At 59.6% G+C, this 23753-nt stretch carries 25 protein-coding genes; 16 read left to right on the top strand and 9 right to left on the bottom strand.

The annotated features are described in order from the left end of the window. Positions 1–3 precede the first annotated feature (3 nt). Together AB7M26_RS16555 and AB7M26_RS16550 are read left to right on the top strand one after the other, a co-directional pair. Positions 4–666, top strand: coding sequence for a response regulator (locus AB7M26_RS16555; protein ID WP_052963507.1), 663 nt, complete (start codon positions 4–6; stop codon positions 664–666). Continuing rightward, positions 663–2066 (top strand): ATP-binding protein, encoded by a 1404-nt coding sequence (locus AB7M26_RS16550; protein WP_123495290.1) that lies wholly within the window; start codon positions 663–665, stop codon positions 2064–2066. Before AB7M26_RS16555 ends, AB7M26_RS16550 begins: the two co-directional genes overlap by 4 nt. A 400-nt stretch (positions 2067–2466) precedes the next feature. On the opposite strand, the gene AB7M26_RS16545 is transcribed toward AB7M26_RS16550, so the two are convergent. Then, complete coding sequence (locus tag AB7M26_RS16545) at positions 2467–2682, bottom strand: DUF4287 domain-containing protein (protein WP_123495292.1); 216 nt, start codon at positions 2680–2682, stop codon at positions 2467–2469. Between the two features lie 227 nt (positions 2683–2909). Between AB7M26_RS16545 and AB7M26_RS16540 the strand changes: the two genes are divergently transcribed. After that, positions 2910–3308: a carbohydrate-binding module family 20 domain-containing protein gene (locus tag AB7M26_RS16540; RefSeq protein ID WP_259698677.1), complete on the top strand. Its 399-nt coding sequence runs from the start codon at positions 2910–2912 to the stop codon at positions 3306–3308. A 124-nt stretch (positions 3309–3432) separates the two neighbouring features. On the opposite strand, the gene AB7M26_RS16535 is transcribed toward AB7M26_RS16540, so the two are convergent. After that, entirely contained in the window at positions 3433–4317 is an 885-nt protein-coding gene (locus tag AB7M26_RS16535) for a LysR family transcriptional regulator (protein WP_007940101.1), read from the bottom strand. Between the two features lie 132 nt (positions 4318–4449). On the opposite strand from AB7M26_RS16535, the gene AB7M26_RS16530 reads away from it, so the two are divergent. Together AB7M26_RS16530 and AB7M26_RS16525 are read left to right on the top strand one after the other, a co-directional pair. Then, positions 4450–6099 (top strand): GMC family oxidoreductase, encoded by a 1650-nt coding sequence (locus AB7M26_RS16530; protein ID WP_429385252.1) that lies wholly within the window; start codon positions 4450–4452, stop codon positions 6097–6099. A 171-nt stretch (positions 6100–6270) separates the two neighbouring features. Further along, complete coding sequence (locus AB7M26_RS16525) at positions 6271–7893, top strand: MFS transporter (protein ID WP_123495297.1); 1623 nt, start codon at positions 6271–6273, stop codon at positions 7891–7893. A gap of 192 nt (positions 7894–8085) precedes the next feature. On the opposite strand, the gene AB7M26_RS16520 is transcribed toward AB7M26_RS16525, so the two are convergent. After that, entirely contained in the window at positions 8086–8448 is a 363-nt protein-coding gene (locus AB7M26_RS16520; protein ID WP_007907061.1) for a DUF427 domain-containing protein, read from the bottom strand. A 149-nt stretch (positions 8449–8597) separates the two neighbouring features. Between AB7M26_RS16520 and AB7M26_RS16515 the strand changes: the two genes are divergently transcribed. From AB7M26_RS16515 to AB7M26_RS16495, 5 genes are all read left to right on the top strand, one after another. Continuing rightward, entirely contained in the window at positions 8598–8927 is a 330-nt protein-coding gene (locus tag AB7M26_RS16515) for a DHCW motif cupin fold protein (protein ID WP_123495299.1), read from the top strand. 115 nt (positions 8928–9042) lie between these two features. Then, positions 9043–10992, top strand: a complete 1950-nt coding sequence (locus tag AB7M26_RS16510; protein ID WP_429385249.1) for a DNA topoisomerase III — start codon at positions 9043–9045, stop codon at positions 10990–10992. 163 nt (positions 10993–11155) lie between these two features. Beyond that, positions 11156–11689: a GNAT family N-acetyltransferase gene (locus AB7M26_RS16505; protein ID WP_429385247.1), complete on the top strand. Its 534-nt coding sequence runs from the start codon at positions 11156–11158 to the stop codon at positions 11687–11689. Between the two features lie 463 nt (positions 11690–12152). Beyond that, positions 12153–12482, top strand: a complete 330-nt coding sequence (locus AB7M26_RS16500; protein WP_008072022.1) for a hypothetical protein — start codon at positions 12153–12155, stop codon at positions 12480–12482. Between the two features lie 124 nt (positions 12483–12606). Beyond that, positions 12607–12906 carry a hypothetical protein gene (locus AB7M26_RS16495; protein ID WP_123495307.1) on the top strand — a complete coding sequence of 100 codons (300 nt, stop codon included), beginning with the start codon at positions 12607–12609 and terminating at the stop codon, positions 12904–12906. Here AB7M26_RS16495 and cynR read toward each other — a convergent pair. Beyond that, positions 12892–13797: a transcriptional regulator CynR gene (gene cynR, locus AB7M26_RS16490; RefSeq protein WP_123495309.1), complete on the bottom strand. Its 906-nt coding sequence runs from the start codon at positions 13795–13797 to the stop codon at positions 12892–12894. The two genes, AB7M26_RS16495 and cynR, sit on opposite strands and share 15 nt — an antisense overlap. A gap of 117 nt (positions 13798–13914) precedes the next feature. Here cynR and cynS point away from each other — a divergent pair, with 117 nt between their 5' ends. Further along, complete coding sequence (gene cynS / locus AB7M26_RS16485; RefSeq protein WP_123495311.1) at positions 13915–14382, top strand: cyanase; 468 nt, start codon at positions 13915–13917, stop codon at positions 14380–14382. A 198-nt stretch (positions 14383–14580) separates the two neighbouring features. After that, positions 14581–15240, top strand: coding sequence for a carbonic anhydrase (locus AB7M26_RS16480; protein WP_123495313.1), 660 nt, complete (start codon positions 14581–14583; stop codon positions 15238–15240). Between the two features lie 118 nt (positions 15241–15358). Here AB7M26_RS16480 and AB7M26_RS16475 read toward each other — a convergent pair whose 3' ends face one another. The 4 genes from AB7M26_RS16475 to glsB form a co-directional block, all read right to left on the bottom strand. Beyond that, complete coding sequence (locus AB7M26_RS16475; protein ID WP_123495315.1) at positions 15359–15709, bottom strand: BON domain-containing protein; 351 nt, start codon at positions 15707–15709, stop codon at positions 15359–15361. 247 nt (positions 15710–15956) lie between these two features. Beyond that, complete coding sequence (locus tag AB7M26_RS16470; RefSeq protein WP_429385243.1) at positions 15957–17459, bottom strand: aldehyde dehydrogenase family protein; 1503 nt, start codon at positions 17457–17459, stop codon at positions 15957–15959. An 83-nt stretch (positions 17460–17542) separates the two neighbouring features. Next, positions 17543–18661: a DUF3616 domain-containing protein gene (locus AB7M26_RS16465; protein ID WP_429385241.1), complete on the bottom strand. Its 1119-nt coding sequence runs from the start codon at positions 18659–18661 to the stop codon at positions 17543–17545. Between the two features lie 75 nt (positions 18662–18736). Continuing rightward, positions 18737–19645: a glutaminase B gene (gene glsB, locus AB7M26_RS16460; RefSeq protein WP_008072010.1), complete on the bottom strand. Its 909-nt coding sequence runs from the start codon at positions 19643–19645 to the stop codon at positions 18737–18739. 229 nt (positions 19646–19874) lie between these two features. On the opposite strand from glsB, the gene AB7M26_RS16455 reads away from it, so the two are divergent. The 4 genes from AB7M26_RS16455 to AB7M26_RS16440 all read left to right on the top strand — a co-directional run bounded on the left by AB7M26_RS16455 (position 19875) and on the right by AB7M26_RS16440 (position 23169). Continuing rightward, positions 19875–20504, top strand: coding sequence for a ferric reductase-like transmembrane domain-containing protein (locus tag AB7M26_RS16455; protein ID WP_429385239.1), 630 nt, complete (start codon positions 19875–19877; stop codon positions 20502–20504). A gap of 154 nt (positions 20505–20658) precedes the next feature. Beyond that, entirely contained in the window at positions 20659–21174 is a 516-nt protein-coding gene (locus tag AB7M26_RS16450; RefSeq protein WP_429376010.1) for an HvfX family Cu-binding RiPP maturation protein, read from the top strand. 47 nt (positions 21175–21221) lie between these two features. Beyond that, positions 21222–21920 (top strand): dienelactone hydrolase family protein, encoded by a 699-nt coding sequence (locus AB7M26_RS16445; protein WP_192343575.1) that lies wholly within the window; start codon positions 21222–21224, stop codon positions 21918–21920. Between the two features lie 61 nt (positions 21921–21981). Further along, complete coding sequence (locus tag AB7M26_RS16440; RefSeq protein ID WP_429385236.1) at positions 21982–23169, top strand: MFS transporter; 1188 nt, start codon at positions 21982–21984, stop codon at positions 23167–23169. A 101-nt stretch (positions 23170–23270) separates the two neighbouring features. Here AB7M26_RS16440 and AB7M26_RS16435 read toward each other — a convergent pair whose 3' ends face one another. Next, complete coding sequence (locus AB7M26_RS16435; protein ID WP_429385234.1) at positions 23271–23669, bottom strand: DUF1801 domain-containing protein; 399 nt, start codon at positions 23667–23669, stop codon at positions 23271–23273. Positions 23670–23753 lie beyond the last annotated feature (84 nt).

The following is a 23753-nucleotide window of genomic DNA, read 5'->3' as shown; positions in this document are numbered from 1 at the left end:
CGCGTGCGTTTATTACTGATCGAGGATGACGTGGCCCTCGGCGAGGGCATTCATCAGGCCCTGGGCCGTGAGGGTTACACCGTCGACTGGCTGCAAGACGGCAGCAGTGCCTTGCATTCGCTGCTCAGCGAGACGTTTGACCTGGCCGTGCTCGATCTCGGCCTGCCGCGCATGGACGGTTTGCAAGTGCTGCGTCGCCTGCGTGAAAGCGGCTCCAACCTGCCGGTACTGATCCTCACCGCCCGGGATGCCACCGAAGACCGCATCGCCGGGCTGGATGCCGGGGCCGACGATTACCTGATCAAGCCCTTCGACCTGGCCGAACTCAAGGCTCGCCTGCGGGCCTTGTTGCGACGCAGCGCCGGTCGCGCCCAAGTGCTGATCGAACACGCCGGCATCAGCCTGAACCCCGGTACCCAGCAAGTCAGCTATCAAGGCGAACCGGTGGCGCTGACGCCCAAGGAGTATCAACTGCTCCACGAGTTGCTCTCGCCTCCGGGCCGGGTCATGACCCGCGATCATCTGATGCAACTGCTTTACGGCTGGAACGAAGAAGCCGAAAGCAACACCCTGGAAGTGCATATCCATCACCTGCGCAAGAAGTTCTCCACCGATCTGATCCGCACCATTCGCGGTGTCGGGTATCTGGTGGAGGAGCGTCGATGACTTCGATCCGGCGTCGCACCCTGACGCTGATCATCGGCCTGATGCTGACGGGTCTGGCGATCATCAGCGTGCTCAACCTGCACGACAGCAATCACGAAATTGCCGAAGTCTACGACGCCCAACTGGCCCAGAACGCCCGGCTGTTGCAGGGTGTGATGCGCATGCCGCTGGCCAGCAATGAACACGCCGAACTGTATCAAGCGTTCAACAAGGCCTTGAGTGAAGCGGTGCCGAGAGTCGATGGTCATCCCTACGAAAGCAAAATTGCCTTTCAGGTGTGGAATCGCAAGGGCGAAGTACTGGTGCACACCGCCAGTGCGCCCTCCTTCACGGCGCCGCCGACGAAATCCGGTTTCAGCGATGTGGTGGATCTGCACAACCGCCATTGGCGGGTGTTCATGCTCGAAGACAAACAGAATGACCTGCGCATCTGGGTCGGTGAACGGGACGACGTGCGTGCGGACCTGGTAGACCGGATCGTGCGTCATACCCTGTGGCCCAATGTGTTGGGCAGCCTGATATTGGCGGCCATGGTCTGGCTGGCCATTGGCTGGGGGCTCAAACCCCTGGCCAATATGGCGCAAACGTTGCGGGCACGGCACAGCGGTTCTCTGGAGCCGTTGCAACTGACCCCGTTGCCCAGCGAACTGGAACCGATGCAGGCAGCGCTCAACCGCATGCTCGCACAAATTCAAGAAGTGCTTGGCCGCGAGCGGCGCTTCATCGCCGACGCCGCCCACGAATTACGCACGCCGCTGGCCGTGCTGCGGGTGCATGCACAAAACCTGCAGGAAGCCGGCACGGAACAGGAGCGTCGTGAGTCCCTGGCGTTTCTGATTGCCGGGGTCGACCGCACCAGCCGCCTGGTCAATCAGCTGCTGACCATGGCCCGTCTCGAACCCAAAGCCGTGGCACCGGTGGAGCAAAGCATCGACCTGAGCGAAACGGTGCGCGCCAGTCTGGCCCAACTCACGCCCTGGTTATTGAGCAAGAACCTGGAGCTGGCCTTCGATGTCGCTGACCAGCCTTTTGAAGTGCTTGCCGACGCTGCCGCCATCGATATCGCCCTGAACAATCTGGTCACCAACGCCGCGAATTTTTCGCCGGAGCATGGCGTCATCACGGTGCAATTGAGCCGGGACGACGGGTTCTACAACTTGAGCGTCCAGGATCAGGGACCGGGCATCAACGAAGCGGATCGCGCGCGGTTGTTCGAACGCTTTTACAGCCGTGGAAATACCGGGGGCGCGGGGTTGGGACTGACCATCGTCAGCACCATTGCGACGCGGCTGGGTGGGCGGATTACCTTGGTCAATCTACCGGAAGGCGGGTTGCGGGCGACGCTGTCGATTCCTGATGGCCAACACCACAACCCTGCGCAACGGACATCCAATGGCTGAATGTCTGTGCGCCGAACGCAGGTTTGATCATGGTGAAACTCCTGATTGTTCATTAGAGCTACCAACATCACTTGCAGATGATGGGTGGCAGCTATGTGCGGGTCTGCAAGACCGGGAAACCAGGAACCCGGCAGATCCGAAGATCTCCCGTACAAAGCCGCCATTTCGCGGACATAAACGAGCGTCCTGTGGCAGGGCTATGCGACTGGCATTCCGGCGGGCTTGCAGACCCGATCACTGATGAGCAGTGACGGGAATCAAGTTACCGACGGCCCCCTAGACGCACAAGCCGGCGGATTCTGTCTTACGTGTAGGGGGCGCAAGGCGTTGTAGCCTTTGGATGGTAACGGCAAGCTTCATTTAAACGATCGCGATTTTTCTTGTTTAAATGGGCTGTGGGCTAGGTTGGTGAACTCGCCAAATAATGCGCAACCAAAGCATTGGCATGCCCGTGCCCCATACCGTGTTCAGCCTTCAGCCAAGCCACCATTTCCATATGTTTCTTGCCACTCACTGTTCCGAGCAGATCCAGCCAATGGTCGATTGGTTGGCCGTACTTTTTTTCAATTGAGGGGAAGTACGACGCCGGCCCTTTCACTTTTGTATCTTCGGTCATGCTGCAAGCTCCCTTGTTCACGACGGAGTGTCGGTGGACGCTCCTTGTCTTCATCCCAAGAATTGAAGTCCAGTACGGCTGCGTAGTCCAGCGCAAACAAGCTCGCCGTTAATAAGCAATGATTAAAGTTATCGCGAAGCGCTCTAATGAACTGTCAGTTCTAACAGGTCACTTTCAGTTTGGCCGGGGCTAAGCTGCCCCCACTGGAATGAATTGAGGTGTTCATCATGTCCCGAAATCGTTACCTGTTGCCGCTGGGCGTTCTCTTGTTGGCAATGCTGCCGGTGTTCCGCGATGTCCAAGGCGGCCAGTGGATACCCTTACGATCCGAAGTGAACTTTCAATGCGACAACGGCGTCACGACGCCGGGTTACAGCATTTATGTTGTCGGTAACCGTCCAGAGTTAGGGAATTGGGACCCGACCAAGGCCGTAAAGCTCGCCCCTACTTCCTACCCTACATGGACCGGCAAGGTACTTTTCCCAGGCACGGACGACGGCAAAGATGTGGAATGGAAGTGTATCGTGCGCAACGAGACCATACCGACCGACGTGCAGAAGTGGCAGGGCAATCCCAACAACATAGTGAAAGTGACTTTCACAATAACGAGTGTCGGCACGTTTTGAGGCGTGCGTGAACATATGGAAAAATGAATCTGACACTCTCCCAAGATCAAAAGATCGCGGCCTTCCGGTAGCTCCTACACCTCTCCCTTAGGAGCCGCAGAAGGCCGCGATTTTTTGATATTTACTATCCCAGCAACAACCCCTGCTCACGCTCACACAACTCCACCACGTAATCCCACAACACCCGCAGCCGCACCGATTTGTGCAGCTCGCGCCGCGTACTGATCCAGTAACTGCGCTGGATGCTTTCATCCGGCAACAACGGCACCAGTTCGGGATCGGCGCTGGCCATGTAGCACGGCAGCACGGCGATCCCCAGGCCCGAGCGGGCGGCCTGTTGCTGGGCGATGACGCTGGTGCTGTGAAAGACCACCTGGGGGTTGCGGCAGAAGCTGTTGAGGAACATCAGCTCCTGACTGAACAGCAAGTCGTCGACGTAGCCGATCCATGCATGGCGACCGAGGTCTTCGCGGCTGCGCAGCGGTGGCGAACGGTCCAGATAGGCCTGGCTGGCGTAGAGTGCCAGTCGGTAATCGGTGAGTTTTCGGGTGACCAGCATGTCGGCGGCCGGGCGTTCCAGGTGGATGCTGATCTCGGCTTCACGGTTGAGAATGCTGACGAAGCGCGGCACCGCCACCAGCTCCACTTCCAGCCCTGGATAGCGTTCGAACAACCCGTTCATGCGGCTGGCGAGGAACATGATGCCCAGCCCTTCCGTCACTCCGACGCGGATCTTGCCCAGCGGCGCGGATGACTGGGTGATTTCTTCCTGTGCCAGCAGCGCGACGTTTTCCATGGCTTCGGCATGTTTGAGCAGTGCTTCGCCGGCCGGGGTCAGTTCGTAGCCCTGGGCATGCTGGACGAACAGCGCGGTGCCGAGGCTTTTTTCGATGGCCTCGATGTGCCGGGCCACGGTGGCGTGGGTGGTGTTCAAACGGCGCGCGGCGGTCAGCAAGCGGCCGCTGCGTTGCAATTCGAGAAAAAACCGCAGGTCATTCCAGTCGAACATGAACCATCCTTGACGTTATGCCGTTAACGGCGCTGTTTAAAAACGCACAGCAGCTGCGTAAAAACTAACATTCTTTTAACGAAAGCTAACAACTAGGATGACCGACAACAAGAACAACAATAGAGGTCAGGGATGCAGACTTCCCTTGATGAATACGACTACATCGTGGTCGGCGCCGGGCCGGCCGGTTGTTTGCTGGCCAATCGACTGTCGGCCAACCCACAGCATCGCGTGCTGCTGCTCGAAGCCGGCGGCCGCGACAACTACCCGTGGATTCACATTCCCGTCGGTTACCTGTTCTGCATCGGCAACCCGCGTACCGACTGGTGCTTCAAGACCGAAGCGCAACCGGGCCTGCACGGCCGTGCCCTGAGCTACCCACGCGGCAAGGTGCTCGGCGGCTGTTCCTCGATCAACGGCATGATCTACATGCGCGGCCAGGCCGGCGATTACGACGGTTGGGCGGCCGAGGGCAATGCCGGTTGGGGCTGGCAAGACGTGCTGCCACTGTTCAAGCAAAGCGAAAACCACTTTGCCGGCGACTCGGAATTTCACGGCGCTGCCGGGCAATGGCGAGTCGAGCGCCAGCGTCTGTCGTGGCCGATCCTCGATGCGTTTCGCACGGCGGCCGAGCAAAGCGGCATCGCCAGCATCGATGACTTCAATCAGGGCGACAACGAAGGCTGCGGCTATTTCCAGGTCAACCAAAAGGCCGGGGTGCGCTGGAACGCGGCCAAGGCGTTTCTCAAACCGATCCGCCAGCGCGCCAATCTGACGGTGCTGACCGACGTCGAAGTGGACCGCGTGCTACTGGAAAACGGCCGTGCCTCGGCGGTCAGCGCACGTTGGCAAGGCCAGGCGAAAACCTTCAAGGCGCGTAAGGAAATCGTGTTGTGTGCCGGTTCCGTCGGCTCACCGGGCATTCTCCAGCGTTCCGGCATCGGCCCTCGCCCGCTGCTGCAAAAACTGGGCATCGGCGTTGTCCATGAACTGCCCGGCGTGGGCGGCAACCTGCAGGATCACCTGCAATTGCGGCTGATCTATAAACTGGAAAACGCCCGCACCCTGAACCAGATCGCCGGCACGCTGTGGGGCAAGATGGGCATGGGCCTGCGTTATCTGTATGACCGCAGCGGCCCGCTGTCCATGGCCCCGAGCCAACTCGGCGCCTTCGCGCGATCGGGACCGGAGCAGACCTCGGCGAACCTCGAATATCACGTGCAACCGTTGTCGCTGGAGCGTTTCGGCGAGCCGCTGCACGCCTTCCCCGCGTTCACCGCGTCGGTTTGCGATCTGCGCCCGCAAAGCCGTGGCCGAATAGACATTCGCTCTGCCGACCCACGGGAAGCGCCGCTGATTCAGCCCAACTACCTGAGCCATCCCGAAGACTTGCGAGTGGCAGCCGATGCCATCCGCCTGACCCGCCGTATGGTCTCCGCGCCCGCCTTGCAAGCGTTCAAACCGGTCGAGTATCTGCCCGGCGACAGCTTGCAGAGCGAAGAACAATTGCACGAAGCCGCCGCCCGGATAGGCACGACGATTTTCCACCCGGTGGGTACCTGCCGGATGGGTAACGATGCGGACGCGGTGGTCGACGCCGAGCTGCGCGTCCACGGTATTCCGGGCCTGCGCATCGCCGACGCTTCAATCATGCCGCGCATCACCTCGGGCAATACCTGTTCGCCGACGTTGATGATCGCCGAGAAAGCCGCGCAATTGATCCTCGAAACTACCGCCAACACCCCCATTGTGGGAGCGAGCCTGCTCGCGATAACGGTCTGACATCCAACATCTATGGGGACTGATACACCGCCATCGCGAGCAGGCTCGCTCCCACAGGGGATTGCACTCCAACAGGGATTGCAGCTGATTCGCGAGCATTGAGCATTACCCCAGCAAGGAACACGCAACACCAGTGGAACAACAAAAACAATCACTGTGAGGGATACCGATATGTCAGAACATGTTCAGCCCATGGAAGCCGTCCGCAGCGCCGGCACCAGTCAGGAAACCCAGAAAGTCATCTTCGCCTCGTCCCTCGGGACGGTGTTCGAGTGGTATGACTTTTTCCTCTACGGCGCCCTCGCGGCGGTCATCAGCAAACAGTTCTTCGCCGGGGTCAACGACACCACGGCGTTCATCTTCGCGCTCATGGCCTTCGCCGCCGGCTTCATCGTGCGGCCGTTCGGTGCGCTGGTGTTCGGACGCTTGGGGGACATGATCGGCCGCAAATACACGTTCCTCGCGACCATCGTCCTCATGGGCCTGGCGACCTTCTGCGTCGGCTTGCTGCCGACCTACGCGAGCATCGGCATCGCCGCGCCGATCATCCTCGTGGTGCTGCGCATGCTCCAGGGTCTGGCGCTGGGCGGTGAGTATGGCGGCGCTGCCACTTACGTCGCCGAACACGCACCGATGGGCAAACGCGGTTTCCACACCAGCTGGATTCAGTCCACCGCCACCCTCGGCTTGCTGCTGTCGCTGCTGGTGGTGCTCGGCTGCCGCTACTTCACCGGTGACCAGTTCGAAGTCTGGGGCTGGCGCATTCCGTTTCTGTTTTCGATCGTGCTGCTGGGCATCTCGACCTGGATTCGCCTGAGCCTGCATGAGTCGCCTGCATTCGTGAAAATGAAAGAAGAAGGCAAACTCTGCAAGTCGCCGCTGCGCGATTCCTTCGGCAAATGGGACAACCTGAAAGTGGTGCTGATTGCGCTGTTCAGCATCAACGCCGGGCAAGCAGTGACCTTCTACGCGGCACAGTTCTACGTGCTGTTTTTCCTCACCCAGTTCCTGAAAATGGACCCGGCCCTGGCCAACAGTCTACTGATCGTCAGCGTGATCATCGGCGCACCGTTCTTCATCTTTTTCGGCTGGCTGTCGGACAAGGTCGGGCGCAAACCGGTGCTGATGATCGGCCTGTTGCTGGCCACCGCGCTGTACTTTCCGATCTTCAAAACCCTGGCCCACTACGCCAACCCGGCCATCGACCAGGCCAGCCGCCAGGCACCGATCACCGTGCTGGCTGACCCGGCCACCTGCACCTTCCAGTTCGACCCGGTGGGCAAGGCAAAATTTGATAGCCCGTGCGACAAGGTCAAAACCTTCCTGGTCAAACAGGGCCTGCCCTACAACAGCGAAGCGGCCCCGACCGGCAGCGCCGTGCAGGTGAGCATCGGCGAGGTGAAAATCGATGGCTACGATGAAGCCGCCCTGCGCGGCGCAGTGACCCTGGCCGGGTATCCGTCACAAGCCGACACCCAGCTGATCAACAAACCGATGATCGTGGCGCTGATCGTCGCGCTGATCATCATCTCCGCCATGTGCTACGGCCCGCTGGCGGCACTGATGGTCGAACTGTTCCCGACCCGCATCCGCTACACGTCCATGTCCCTGCCCTACCACATCGGTAACGGCTGGTTCGGTGGTTTCCTGCCGACAGTGTCGTTTGCATTGGTGGTGTACACCGGGGATATTTTCTACGGGTTGTGGTACCCGGTGGTGATTACCGGGGTGAGCCTGGTGGTGGGAATGATGTGTTTGCGTGAGACGAAGGATGTTGATCTGGACAAGAACTGACGGCACGAACCTCTAGCGGAGGTTTCCTGTAAGAGCGGGCTTCCTGTGGCGAGGGAGCTTGCTCCCGCTCGGCTGCGAAGCAGCCGAAAGACGGACACCATGCTCTATCTGAAATTCTGCGCGTTGACAGGTTTCGGGGCCGCTACGCGCCCCAGCGGGAGCAAGCTCCCTCGCCACAATGCTTTCTGCAAATCACGTATCAAGCACCTCAAACGTCACTTCTTCAGGATAAAACGCCACATACCCGCCAATCTGCGCAACCGACACCTTCGGATGCTCATAACTCCATACCGCATTGGCGCCTTCATGCCCGGGGATTTGCAGGCTGAAATAGCTGGCATCGCCCTTGTACGGGCAATAGCTGGTGTGGTCGGTGCGGGCGAAATATTGTTCGGCAATGTCCTCCCGCGGGATGTAGTACACCGGAGGATAATTGGCCTCATGCATGACCAGCGCCCGAGTGGATGACGCCACTTGAATGCCATGGAACTTCACCACCACGCAGCCGGGTTGAGGGCTGATGGCGATGGGATTACCGGGTCCGGGGGCTTTCATAAAGGGTCCTCTGTCGCTGCTGCGCTGTAATCCGCGCTCCGACAGGTATACCTCATGTTTCGGTATCGCGACTGCTTCACAGCCGAACGGAGCTTGCTTGCGCTACAGTGAAGCCCCCAAAACAGCATGCCTCACACCCGGAGAGCAGCATGGACATTGCCAATATCCCCTTCGGCACCACCGACTGGTCGCAAATCGAACCCACCGAACACCCTGGCGAGACTGGCAGCGCCCTGTGGCGCACCCGGCAGTTCGGCGCGATTCGCGCGCGTATCGTCGAATACACGCCCGGATATCTGGCCGATCACTGGTGCTCAAAGGGGCATGTGCTGTTTTGCCTGGAGGGGGAACTGCACACTGAACTGGAAGACGGTCGAGTCTTCGTTCTCACGCCGGGCATGAGCTATCAGGTGGCGGACAATGCCGAAGCGCATCGTTCATCCACCGCCATGGGCGCCCGGTTGTTTGTGGTGGACTGACTGCTGTCATCAACCGCAACGGCTCAAGCTGTACATCCATACAGATAAAGATTGCTCCATCGCTCATCAGCCGCCATTCTGTGCACCTCTCGAACACTGATTGATGATGGTGGTTATGCAGCTGTACCTCTGTGAAAAACCCTCCCAGGCCAAAGACATCGCGGCCGTGCTCGGCGCCAAGCGCCGGGGCGACGGCTGCTGGCTGGGAACGGGTGTCACGGTGACCTGGTGCATCGGCCATCTGCTGGAAACCGCACCGCCGGATGCCTATGACGCGCGTTACAAGCGTTGGGTGCTGGCGGATCTGCCGATCATTCCCGAAAAATGGAAGATGACCGTCAAACCGCGCACGGCCAGCCAGTACAAGGCGGTCAAACGCTTGCTCGGCGAGGCCAGTGAACTGGTGATTGCCACCGACGCCGACCGTGAGGGCGAGATGATCGCCCGGGAGCTGGTGGAACATTGCCGTTATCGCGGGCCGATCCGGCGATTGTGGCTGTCGGCGCTGGACGATGCTTCGATCCGCAAGGCACTGGCGGCGCTCAAGCCAGGGGCCGAGACGTTCAGCCTTTATCATTCGGCATTGGGGCGCTCCCGGGCCGACTGGTTGATTGGAATGAACATGAGTCGGCTGTTCACCCTGTTGGGGCGTCAGTCCGGCTATCAGGGTGTATTGCCGGTCGGTCGGGTGCAGACGCCGACCTTGCGCCTGGTGGTAGATCGCGATCGCAGCATTGCCGATTTCGTCCCGGTCGCTTATTGGGCGATCGATGTGCAACTGCTGCACGACGGCACCGCGTTCACCGCCCAATGGCGCGCGGCCTCCGACGCTTGCGATGATCAGGATCGCTGCCTGAATCAGGCGCTGGCTCAAAAAGCGGCTACGGCCATTAACGGTGCGACGAGCGCTCGGGTAATCAAACTGCGCACCGAACGCATGCGTGAAGTCGCGCCTTTGCCGTTCGACCTGGGCACGTTGCAGGAAGTCTGCTCGAAGAAACTCGGGCTCGGCGCCCAGGAAACACTCGACATCGCCCAGGCGCTGTACGAAACCCACAAAGTCATTACCTACCCGCGCAGCGACTGCGGCTACCTGCCGCTGAGTCAGCACAGTGAAGCCCCAAGTATTCTTGCTGCGCTGAGGCTGGCCGACCCGGCCCTGAACGCCTTGCACGATCACCTGGAGCCCCAGCGCCGCTCACGGGCCTGGAACGATGCCAAGGTCAGCGCTCACCACGGCATCATCCCCACTGCAGCGGCGAAAAATCTCGAGCGACTGGCAGGCAAACAACGGGCGGTCTACACCCTGATTCGTGCGCGTTATCTGGCGCAGTTCCTGCCCAATCATGAATACGACCGGACCCAGGCCGACTTCGACTGCGCCGGTGAAGCCTTGCGCGCGGTGGGCAAGCAGATTGTCGAGCCCGGCTGGAAACGCGCCCTGCCCGAGGCCCTCGCACCCGCCAAGGGCCGCGAAGCACCGGCACCACAAACACTGCCGGCACTGGCCGAAGGGCGTGACTGTGCAGTGGCGGATGTGAAGCTCAAGGACCTCTGGACCCAGCCGCCCAAGCCATTCACCGAAGGCGATCTGATCAAGGCGATGAAGAACGTCGCCAAACTGGTGGAAGATCCACTGCTCAAGCAAAAGCTCAAGGACACCACCGGCATCGGCACCGAAGCCACACGCGCCTCGATCATCCAGGGCCTGTTGGACCGCGGCTACCTGATCAAGAACGGCAAGGCCCTGGCGGCGACACCGGCAGCGTTCAGCCTGATCGATGCCGTGCCGCGCGCGATTGCCGATCCCGGCACCACGGCGATCTGGGAACAGGCCCTGGACATGGTGCAGAGCGGTGAAATGAGCCTGGAAGAATTCGTCACCAAACAGGCGGCGTGGATGAGCAAGCAGGTGGCCCGTTGCGCCGGCCTGAACCTGACCATCAGCGGGCCGGCAAGCCCCGCCGGGCGTGGCGCCACACCGTGGAAAAACAAACGCAAACCGGCCAAACGCAAGCCCTCGACCGGTGCCAAACGCGTGGCGAAACCGGCAAACAAGGCTTGAGAGCACTTGCAACGAATCGAAACCTGTAGGAGCGTGGCTTGCCCGCGAAGAACTCACCGCGGTTTTTCAGGTATTACGCGTTATCGTTCTTCGCGGGCAAGCCTCGCTCCTACAGGTACTGCGGCGCATCGGACATCAGCCCTGCTTTCTGAAAGGTACAACCATGACGACAGTCAGAAGCCAGCCCACAATAGAACTGCACGCCGCTCAGCGCGACGAACTGGAAACCATCGAGAACCTGATGCAGTTCTACGTGTATGACTTCAGCGAATGGTTGCCGCTGAAACTCGGTGAACATGGCCTCTTCAACATCCAGCCCAGACAGGACTACTGGCGAAACCCGGCAACCAGGCCGTTTCTGATCAAGGTTGAAGGCGAGCTTGCCGGTTTCGTGACCGTGGATAACGAAACCCATATCGTCGGTGCTGAGTACAACATCGGCTACTTTTTTGTCAGCCGACGCTTTCGCGGCCAAGGCGTCGCGAAGTTTGTCGTCTCTGCCCTCTTGAACCGATTCCCCGGTCAATGGCAGATTTTCCACATCGATGCCAACCAGCCTGCGCGTCGGTTCTGGGCCAAGGTGATACCCGATCTCACGGGCTCAGCATTCACCGTGCATCAACGGGCAGTGGATGGCTACCCCTGCACCTTTTACCGCTTCTCTAATTCCAAAACCACTTTGTCCGACAATATGTAGTGAGCAAAAATAATCACTACAAAACCGTTGACGCCTCCGATTTGCCCTTGCATGATGCAGACATCTCCCCGATCGGGAGTACAGGCAACACGTTTGAGCAAGCTCGTCTGACCGCCGAGCTGTTTTTCCGGATACACGCTGCCCACAAGGCAGATTGAAGAAGCTGACCTGGCCTGAACGTCCAGTACAAAGGACGAGAAGCGCTGGCGATCAATCCTCATGAAGCTTGTGGCCGACCCTGAAAACGTCGGCAGTGGCCTCCAGGTTTTCGCCGCTTCTCTTCGTTGTGACGCTATTGCGTAGCAGTTATTCAACACGACTACATGCAACAGACGCGAGACCCCGTCGTATTGAGGGCCGACCGCTGACGTCCTGGTTTCGGTGCCAGGGATCAACTAACCGATGGGCTACTTGTATTAGCGAATCAACTTTGAAAGATCACCAAATGGTCAAGGGGCTTACAATGAATCTGAACAATCAACCTACTATCGATGAACTGGCTCGCTTGTTCGCTGCGCAAAAAGACAGCCAGGACAGCCATATTCTGTGGATCAGCAAATCGGGCCAGGTCCATATCGACTGCCTGTCGCCCCATGCCCACGAAGAAGAGTTCGACCGGAACAACCAGAACCTGCTCGCCCGACTGAAGATGTACCGTCGCGGCCAGGGTTATGTCGGCAAGAAAGCCGCGGCCGACAAAGACTTCATCGGTAATGTGCTGCAAACGCTGAAACAGGCGTGGGCATCGATGCAGAACCAGAACGAAGTTCGGGTGATTGATCGGTTGTATTGATATCCCCCCAGTAAAGAAAGAAGGCCCCGCTCGGAATATCGAGCGGGGCCTTTTCGTTTGTCTCGTGCGCATCAAACAAAGCTATGGTTAACCGTATGCCCTGCTGGATCTCTGGAGGCTTGCGATGAACAAAATCCTGATATTCATAGTGTTCGCGATGGCGAATGCTGTCCATGCGAACACCCTCCCTGGCATTCCCTCATTCGATGTGGACTGCCCCGGTAAAGTCGTCGTCCATGCGGATCAGGACGGTCCGGTATTGATCAACAGCAAAGAAGCGGTAACCAAAGCCATCAACGATCGCCACTTCGAAGCCAGGGGTTCGGGCATCACGATCTCGATCATCCTCGCCGATGACGATTCGGTGACCGTGTCCTCCACCGGCAAGGCTCCCAATGGACTGTGCCAATCAGTGGATGACTGACTTCGCCGACTCGACCGCAGCCGCGCCCAATACCAGATCCATGAAGGCCACCGACGCCGCACTGTGATAGTTGTTTTTGCGCCGAAGCAGCGCGGCCCCTCGGTTGGGCGCCTCCCCCTGCAGCGGAATTTTGCGCAATGCCCGTTCCGCGGTGGCGATGGGCTCCGGCAGGATGGTGGCCATCGGCGCGTGACGAATGACCTCCAACAGCGTACTCACCGAGTTCACCTCGATCGCCACCTTGGGCGTAATGTTCTGTTGCCGAAAATACCCGTCGATGGAAGATCGGGTAATGAAGCCCGGCGTCAGCAACGCGAACTCCAGTTGCGCCACCTCCTTCGGCGATAGCGGGCTCTGGCGCTCGTACAGCGGATGACTGCGTCCGACCATCACGCCCAACGTCTCGACAAACGCCGGCACGCACTCGATGTCGGGGCTTCTCACCGGGGTAAAGGCAATGGCAATGTCCAGCGAGTCATCGAGCAACCCGACCTCGATGTCATCCATCGATAACTCGAAAATCTGCAGATGGATGTTCGGAAAATTCGCCACGTAGTCGCGCACCAACGGCCCCACCAGATATGCCATGAACGTTGGCGTCATGGCCAGTCGCAAACTGCCGCGGGACAAATCCTTCACGTCATGCAGCGCGCGTTTCCCTGCTTCAAGTTCCACCAGTACCCGACGAGCACTGTCGATATAGGCCAGCCCCGCATCGGTCGGTTTGACCGTGCGCGAAGTGCGGTCGAACAGGTTGACGCCCAGGGATTCCTCCAGTTGCCGGATCTGCTGGGACAGCGTCGGTTGGGAGACATGCAACGCTTCGGCTGCGCGGGTGAAGCCGCCGTGGTCGGCGACTGCCAGCAAATAGCGCAAATGTCGGAGCAGCATGGGCACACCATCTATAGGCAGGACTTATGCGAAGCATTGTATATCGGTCTTGGACGCTATGGATCAATCGACCGAAGATGGCTGCACTTTCCAGCGACAACCGATAGGAGTCACACCATGCAACAGTCCCATGCTTACCAAGACCCGAGTCTGGCCCTGACCACTTCGATCCTCGATGCCAAGGCGCGCAAGAGTCTGTCCTGGCAGGATCTGACCGACGGCACCGGCCTGGGTTTGGCCTACGTCACTGCCGCCCTGCTCGGCCAGCATCCGCTGCCGGAAGCTGCCGCCAAGGTGATTGGCGAGAAACTCGAACTGGACGCCGACGCCGTGGCCCGCCTGCAGATCATTCCGCTGCGCGGCAGCCTCTCGGGTGTCCCGACCGACCCGACCATCTACCGTTTCTACGAAATGATCCAGATCTACGGCACCACGCTCAAAGCTCTGGTTCACGAGCAATTCGGCGACGGCATCATCAGCGCGATCAACTTCAAGCTGGACATGAAGAAAGTTGAAGATCCGGAAGGTGGTTCCCGCGCAGTGATTACCTTGGACGGCAAGTTCCTGCCGTTGCGTCCGTTCTGAAATAGCCCGCACCGACTAATGCCAGTCAATTAAGAATTTGAACACTGCCCCCTGTGGGGGCAGCCTGCTCGCGATAGCGGCGGGTCAGCCAACATTGATGCTGAATGTACCGCCATCGCGAGCAGGCTCGCTCCCACATGGATTGTGCCTAACTGACTGGCATTAGCCCCTTTCTCATTCATTGCAAGGAAGTCCGCCATGAAAGCCCTCATCAAAGGTTTATTGAAGTTCCAGAACGAAGCCTTCCCGCAACGTACCGACCTGTTCAAACACCTGGCCACCACCCAGCATCCCGGTACCTTGTTCATCACCTGTTCCGACAGCCGAGTGGTGCCGGAATTACTGACCCAGCAAGAACCCGGCGAACTGTTCGTGGTGCGCAATGCCGGCAACATCGTGCCCTCGTACAGTCCGCATCCCGGCGGGGTGTCGGCCACGGTCGAATATGCGGTCGCGGTATTAGGCGTGACGGACATCGTGATCTGCGGGCATTCGGACTGCGGCGCCATGACCGCCATCGCTCAGTGCACATGCATGGATCACCTGCCCGCCGTCAGCGGCTGGTTGCAACACGCCGAGTCGGCCAAGGTAATCAATGACTCCCGCCCTCACGCCAGCGAATCAGCCAAGGTAAGTTCGATGGTCCGGGAAAATGTCATCGCCCAACTGGCGAACATCCAGACTCACCCAAGCGTGCGTCTGGCCCAGGAAAAAGGCCTGCTGAATCTGCATGGTTGGGTTTATGACATCGAGACCGGCACCGTCGATGCGCTGGATGCCAGTCGTCGCAACTTCGTGTCGCTGGCCGAGCACCCGGACACCTGTGCGGTGTATGGTCAAGCGGTCGAAGCCGCCTGAAGGGTTCGTCTGCCCGAGCTGCACCAAGCTTGGCGCAGCGTTACAAAGTGGGCACGCGCGCGACTACGCCCGTCCTCGATTCCCGACCGGGAATGTGACACTCACAAGATCGCCCCTGTCATTTATCGTCGATTTTTGTAGACGATTGTGACCGACGTTCAGTGGTCTCTTCGGCATTGGGCGCTTCTGGAAAACTGCCCGGCGTGAACACATGAGTGAGCAATTCGCTGGCATCGATGTCGACGACACCAGGAACCGAACGGGCCAGAGCAACAGCCTGCTCACACTGTCTATGAGTGTTGACGCGGCCGCTCAATGCCACCCTGCCCGCATGGGTTTTGACATGGACATGCAGGCCAAGGGATGAGTCGGCCAATGCCAGGGCCGACTTCACTCTGGTGGTAATCCACGCGTCGTGAACGACCGATTCCAGATCATGAGAGTAATGTTGAAAGGAATGAAGTTTCATGGCGCAACTCTCCCTCACGTAATCAGATGCGCCGCCCGCCCCACCGCAGACGCGGACACACATTAAGTATAGTGCGTGCCGTTGCCTGCGATCGGGGGGCTGTCCCTGATGCCGGTAAGATATAAGAGCGACGAATATCCTGTGGGAGCGTGGCTTGCCCGCGAAGAATGCACCGCGTTTTTTCAGGTATTACGCGTCATCGTTCTTCGCGGGCAAGCCACGCTCCCACAGGTTTGCGTGGCTTTTCTCAGCGCTTGACCGACAGACCCGTCTGCGTCATGCGGCTACGGATGGTAAATACGCCATCCCCCGAGAGAATCGCACTGCGCGCAAACAGGCGGCCACTTTCCCAGTTCGAAAGCCCCAGTTCCGGCTTGTTCAGCGCGTACTGACCGTCAACCCAGCGGGTAATCCCGTTGCCAACAAAAGGCGCGTTGACCGCGTTGTAGAAACGCTCCTGTGACGGGGCATCTTCACTGATCAGCGACACGGTGAATTGCGGGCTGTAGCGGTTGAACAAGGCAATGGCCTGGTCCAGGTCGTCGACGATCTTCAGGCTGACTTCCGGGGTTTCTTCCCACTCCCACTCGCGGCCCAATTGATCCTCGGGCAGCGGTTCGGCCAACGCTTCGGTCTGATAGCCTTCGGCGCGGTACACCTCGACGCTCGCGGTTTGCCAATCAATTGGCAAATGCTGTTCGCTCCCCTCGACGATATGCAACTTGCAGCCCTGGCCCCGAGCGGTGCCGGCCTGTTGCAGTGCATCGAGAAACAACGGCACCAGTTCGGCGGCGCGGTCGCGGTGGATCAAGCAAACGTTGAGGGTGTTGCAGACTTTGCGGTCCAGCGAGTTGCGCACTACGGCGGCAAAGCGCTGGGCATCGGCGTGTTTGTCGGCGATCAGCCACGCGCCGCCGGTGCCGTGCAAGCTGACGGCGGTGCCGGCCTGTTGCGCGATGCTGCCCAACTGGCTGACCGCCCGTCCCGAACCACGGGCCACGGCCAATGACAGGCGCCGATCGGCGAACATCGCCCAACCAGCGGCGTGATTGACGCTTTCCACCAGTGACACCGCACCGGTCGGCAACCCGGCGTCGGCCAATGCCGGATTCAATGCGTGGGTGACGATGGCCTGGGCAGTGCCCAACGCATCGCTGCCAATGCGCAGCACCGCAGTGTTGCCCGTGCGCAATACACCGGCGGCGTCGGCAAAGACATTCGGTCGGCCTTCGAACACGAACGCGACGATACCCAGCGGCGAGACCACTTGCTCGACTTTCCAGCCGTCGTGCTCGACGCAGCTCACGACTTTGCCACGGGTGGCCGGGGCATCGCGCCAGGCCCGCAGGCCGGCGATCATGTCGCCGCGCATGCGTTCATCGGCGAGCAACCGCGTGGTGGAACGCCCGCGCGCCTTGGCTCGCTCGATGTCGGCCAGATTGGCGGCTGCAATCAAGGCCCAGCATTCCGGGGTTTCCAGGCGTTGAGCAAAATGATCGAAGAACTCGCTGATGGCTTGATCCGAGACGGCAGACATTGCAGCGAATGCCGCTTCGGCGCGCTCGATGGCGACAGCCGCCGCTTGCTGGTCCGCCACCGGGATCAACAACAATTCGCCGCTGACCTGCTCCACCAGCAGATGGTCGCCGGGCTGAAAGCGCGCCGCCAGTTCGGGGCTGACGACAGTGACACGGTTACCGGCAAAAGGGATTGGCGTGCCAGCGACTAGACGTTCGAGTGCAAGAGACATGAAACGGTTTCACCATGCAGGAGAGCGGCCAGAAAATGTATAGGAAAATCCGTGGAGCGTCATTCACTGGGGCGCAGTAGCGGTTACTTTTTTGCCAGTCGAAATACATCTTGCTCCAGGCGATTGCTCCCCTGTTTGCGCCATCCGGCGTTCGCGTCATAGACCACCAGCAGCAAGGGCTCTTCTACGCCCGCGGTGCTGATAAAGGTCAGTCCTTCGGCATGATCGCGGCCTTTATCCTTTCCTTGCCCGTAAGGAACCTCCAGGGCCGGCGTCAATTGTTCGCTGAAGACAAAACTTTCGTCTGTTGGCCTGGCACCGTCGAGCCAGCGAAATACGCTGACAGGCCCGTCGAGGTTCATCGTCGGACCGGCCAGAATCAGCATGTCGTCGCCATCGATGCACAAATCCCTGACGCCGAGTCCGCCCAGCTGGAGAAAATGCTTTCGGTATTTGCGCCCCTTGGGCCCGATTTTTTTCAACGTCAGCGTATGGACGGCCTTGGGATGGTCTTCGGGTTCGACCTCCAGAACAATGGTCCAGCCCCGCAGCACAGGCCCGCGCAATCCGATAAAAACCCGCTTGCCATTGACCTCGAGGCCTTCGGTATCGAACCCGTTATCCTTGCCGGGAATGTGCAGAAATGCCCCCACATGCTCGTCGTCCTTGAGCTCGTCGAGCAATTCGTTGCCCAGTTGATCGCCGGACAATTGGGCGGCAACTCGAGCATCGTTGATGGTGCTCTTTACCAAAGTGAACGTCCCGTTTTCTTCGACCACCGGAATCCGGGCCAGGAGAAAACGATTGCCATCGCGACTGACAGTTGCCAGGCGCTCGGCGTTTTTCTTCAGGGACTTGGTGCTATCGGTTTTTTTCCGTTTCAGGCTGTGAGACCCCACCATCCAGAGATACCCCGTGTCGCGGTCGTAACTCATGCCTTCCAGGTCTGCCTCAACGAATTCTTCGCCAATCGTCGGGATGACCGGCAGCGTCAACAGGGACGCCAACGGGAATTGTTTGTGCTGATCAAACAGAAACTCGCCCGCACCGACGCGCTCACGCAAGGTGAAGCGCTCCAGGCTCAAGGATTCATCATTGGCGACCCACAGGGTGTCGCCTATCTGGACCACGGCAGACAAGCCTTTGCGCAAATGAGTGTCCGGGTCATTGAAGACTAGAAGCGCGGAACCGAAATTCACCATGAAGTCACCCGCCCCTTGAGTCAAAGAATGCCTGCTTCACGGTAGCGGTCATCGGGCGCTAGTCAAGACAGGTCATCAGAACACCGACCAGCCAATCCGCTGACTCAACAACTCCAGCGCGGCCATGCCGGCGAGGGAGTTGCCGGCAGCGTTCAATTCCGGGGACCAGACGCACACCGTGAATTGCCCCGGCACTACCGCGACGATGCCCCCGCCCACGCCGCTCTTGCCTGGCAGACCGACGCGATAGGCAAAGTTGCCCGCTTCGTCATACAGCCCGCTGGTGGCCATGATCGAGTTGACTTGCTGGGTCTGGCGGGCGCTGAGGATCTGGGCGCCGCTGTGTTTGCAGAAACCGTCGTTGGCCAGAAAGCAGAACGTGCGGGCCAGGTCCACGCAACTCATGCGCAGCGCGCAATGGCTGAAGTAGCTGCGCAGCACGGCTTCGACGTCGTTATGAAAGTTGCCGAACGATTGCATCAGATAAGCCATCGCTGCGTTACGCGCGCGGTGCTGGTATTCCGATTCGGCGACCTTGCCGTCCACCATGACATTCGGGTTGCCGGACAAGCGCCGGACAAAATCGCGCATCGACAACGCCGGCGCGGCAAAACGTGACTGGTTGATGTCGCAGATCACCAGCGCACCGGCGTTGATGAAGGGATTGCGCGGGCGCCCACGCTCGAATTCCAGCTGCACCAGCGAGTTGAACGGCTGCCCGGACGGCTCGTGGCCCAGACGCTCCCAAATCGCTTCGCCGGAATGGTCGATGGCCTGCACCAGGCTGAATACCTTGGAAATACTCTGCACCGAGAACGGCGTGTCGGCGTCTCCGGCACAAAACAACTCGCCGTCATTGCCATACACGGCAATGCCCAACTGATTCGCCGGCACGGTGCCGAGGGCAGGAATGTAGTCAGCCACTTTGCCCTGACCGATCAACGGTCGGACTGCGTCAAGGATCTCGTTCAACAGCGCTTGCATGCCGGGTTCCGAAGTCTCGCCCCATGGGATTGCGGGGACACTGTCGCTAGACGCCGCTGGCCGGGGCTGAATCACAGTTTTGTATGGGAATGTATCTATCGCGGCCCAGGATACATGAACTTGCGCCGGGAGACCTTTCGGACATACCGCCCACACACCGGGCTGAAAAACTCTTGCCGTCCGCCGATCACCGGCAAAACCGGGTCGGCTCTTGCTCAGGAGTGTCGTCATGATGACCCAAGTTCCCCGTTACCACGGCTGGTCGCTGTTTGGCCTGCTGTCCTTGCTGGTGCTGGTGATGACCAGCCTGATTCTGCTGCTGAACCCGGATCTGGTGGAAGCTACCCGCAGCGCCATTCGCGCCACCGCGCGCACTTCGTTTGCACTGTTCCTTACCGCGTTCACTGCGTCCGCTTTGGCCGTGCTGGTGCCCTCGCCTTTCACTCGATCGCTGGTGCGTGAACGACGCTTCATCGGCCTGGCCTTTGCGTTTTCCCACCTGGTACACGCCCTCCTGATCTACAGCTATGGCCAACTGAACCCTGAGTTCTGGCCCGGCCGCACCACGGTCGGCAACATCCCGGGCTCGGTCGGTTATCTGTTCATTGTGCTGATGGCGCTGACCTCATTCAAACCCACGGCGCGGCTGATCGGTCCCAAAGCCTGGAAAGCCCTGCACGTCAGCGGCATGTGGGTGATTGCGGCGGTGTTCACCTATTCCAACTTCAAACGCATCCCCCTGAGCGCCTGGTACGTATTGCCGTTCGGGCTGATGTTTTCGGCAATCGTCGTTCGGCTGCTGGGCAAGATTGCGCTGAAGTACAAACGGTCGGCCAGGAATGCGCTGGTGACCGAATGAAACCTCAACAACACCGATATTCCCCTGTGGGAGCGAGCTTGCTCGCGAAGAGGGAGTGTCAGTCAACATTGATGTCGCCTGACACACCGCTTTCGCGAGCAAGCCTGCTCCCACAATGAATGCACCTGTCGATCAAATCCCGGAGCTCAAGCCCATGAATACCTCCCTCTCATCGGCCATCAAAGGCCTGCACCTGAACCTCGACCGTGCCGGCAGCTGGATCGCACCCCTGACCTTGCGGGTGTTTCTGGCCTGGGAGTTTTTCGAATCAGGCCTGGAAAAATGGAACGGCCAGAACTGGTTCGCCGACATCCAGAACAGCTTCCCGTTTCCCTTCAACCACGTGCCGGTCACGCTGAACTGGGAACTGGCGATGTGGGCCGAATTGATCTGCGCCCTCGCCCTGCTGGCGGGCCTGGGGACGCGGGTCTCGGCGATTATCCTGATCGTGGTCACGATCGTCGCGACCGCTGCCGTTCACTGGCCGGCCGATTGGTCTACATTGAGTGAACTTGCCCAGGGTTATGCCATCAGCAATAAAGGCCACGGCAACTTCAAACTGCCGCTGATCTACCTCGCAGCCCTCCTGCCGTTGCTGCTCTCGGGGGCCGGAAAGCTCAGCGTCGACGCGCTGCTGGCTCGATACTTCTGGCGGCGCAGTCACCGCTGATACGCCAGTGTCTCGATAACCTACCCAACTTATGTAAAGGAGCCATCATGAGCGTGACCACCCAATGGATCGAGATCACCAGCGCCGAGGGCACCTTCGGCGCTTACCTGGCCATCCCCCACACCCTTAAAGGTCCGGGGATTGTGCTGATTCAGGAAATCTTCGGCGTCAACGAGCACATCCGCTCGGTCGCCGAGCAATACGCCGCCGACGGCTACCTGGTCATCGCGCCGGATCTGTTCTGGCGCAACGGCCACCGTATCGAACTGGGCTACGACGAAGCCGGCTGGAAACGCGCCGTCGAGCTGATGAACGCCACCGACACCAAAAAAGCGCAGGCCGACATCAAACTGGCCATTGACGCCCTGAAAGCGCAGCCGGGGCTGGACGGCAGAATCGCTTCTATCGGTTTCTGCTTCGGCGGCATGCTGTCGTACAACACCGCGGCCAATGGTTTCGTCGACGTGGCGATCGCCTACTACGGCGGCGGCATTCAGAACCAGCTGGATCGAGCCGATGAAATCAAGGTGCCGGTGCTGATGCACTTCGGCGAACAGGACAGCCACATCCCCATCGACGCCGTGAAGCAAATCGCCGAGCGTTTCGAGTTCAACGATGACGTCGATATCGAGGTGTATCCGGGTGCCGAACATGGCTTCAACTGCTCACACCGTGACAGTTATAACCAACGGGCGGCGGTCGAGGCCCATGGCAATACCTTGCTCTTTTTGAGTCAGAACCTTTAAGGCCTGATCGATGGGGTTGGCGACATAAACAATCGGTGAGCATTCAATCCCGGAAACCAGCATGGACAACCTCTCAAAACCCACACCGGCTTCACTGCGCATCCCCTCCACGGTCTGGGCCCTGGGTTTTGTCAGCCTGTTCATGGACCTGTCTTCAGAACTGGTGCACAGCCTGCTGCCGATATTTCTGGTCACGACCTTGGGCGCGAGCGCGTTGACCGTCGGGGTGATCGAGGGCATCGCCGAAGCGACCGCGATGCTGACCAAGATCTTCTCCGGCGCCATCAGCGACTTTATCGGCCGGCGCAAAGGCTTGCTGTTGATGGGCTACGGTCTGGCCGCCTTGTCGAAACCGCTCTTTCCCCTCGCGCACTCGGTCGATGTGGTGTTCACCGCGCGTTTTCTGGATCGCATCGGCAAAGGCATTCGTGGTGCGCCGCGAGATGCGCTGGTCGCCGATATCGCCCCCGCCGAAATCCGTGGCGCCTGCTTTGGCTTGCGCCAATCGATGGACACCGTGGGCGCCATTCTGGGTCCGATTCTGGCCATCGTGCTGATGCTCTGGCTCGGGCAGATCCATCTGGTGTTGTGGTTTGCGGTGATCCCGGCGGTGATATCGGTGGCGCTGATTGTCGGTGGGGTAAAAGAGCCGACCACTGTCGCTGGCGAACGCGCCTTCCGCTCGCCTATCCACTGGAAAGTCCTGCGGGATTTCTCCCGCGATTATTGGTGGGTGGTGATCGTCGGTGGGCTCTTCACACTGGCCCGTTTCAGCGAAGCCTTTTTGGTTTTGAAGGCGCAACAAACAGGCCTGACGGCTACTTGGGTGCCGATGGTGATGGTGGTCATGGCGCTGCTTTATGCCGTATCCGCCTACCCTGCCGGCTGGTTGTCCGACCGGATCAGCCGCACCAAAGTGCTATGCATCGGCATCGTCCTGCTGATCCTGGCAGACCTGTTATTGGCGCATGCAGACTCGATCATGACCATGCTGGCGGGCGTGGCCCTGTGGGGCCTGCACATGGGCTTCAGCCAGGGCATTCTCGCGACGCTGATCGCCGACACCGCACCGGAACACCTCAGGGGCACGGCGTTCGGCCTGTTCAATTTGATCAGCGGCGTGTGCCTGTTGATCGCCAGTGTGCTCGCCGGTGCGCTGTGGGAGACCTCGGGCTCGGCCAGCACGTTCATCGTCGGGGCGGGGTTGGCGGCTGCGGCGTTGTTGTTGCTTCTGTTGCGCAAGCCTTAGTCCACCGCAGCCGCTAACCTCCCTGCATCGGTGAGCTATCTCGAAAAACTTTATAGGCTCTCCTTGATACCTCTCTGAGACTGAACAGTGCAGTCAGCCGTTCACACCGACGTATTGCGCGCCACCGCGGCGCGAATCAGCGCCTTCAACGCCTCTTCATCAACCCTCTCGCCTTCATGAATATCAATGGCACGTCGGGTGTTGCCTCCGAGGCTGGCGTTGAACAGCCCTGAAGGGTCCTCCAGCGAAGCCCCCTTGGCGAAGGTCATCTTTACGACTTTCTTGTATGTCTCACCGGTGCAGATGATGCCGGCGTGCGACCACACCGGAACCCCTCTCCACTTCAATTCCTCGACCACTTCAGGGTCGGCCTGCTTGATCAGCGTTCGAACCCGAGCGAGGGTCTCACCCCGCCAGTCAGTCAGCGCCTTGATTTTTGCGTCTATCAGTGCAGAGACAGAGCCTCCCTCCTCGCCGTCTTTTGGGTCGATCTTCTTCATGATGGTTGTCACTCCTCAGGGTGGGCGCCGGTAGGGCCAGGCCAGCATACATTCATGCTTATGCGTTATAGCACTGGTTCACAA

The sequence above is a fragment of the Pseudomonas sp. F-14 TE3482 genome, assembly GCF_053629455.1.
This window is presented reverse-complemented; position numbering and strand designations above follow the sequence as displayed.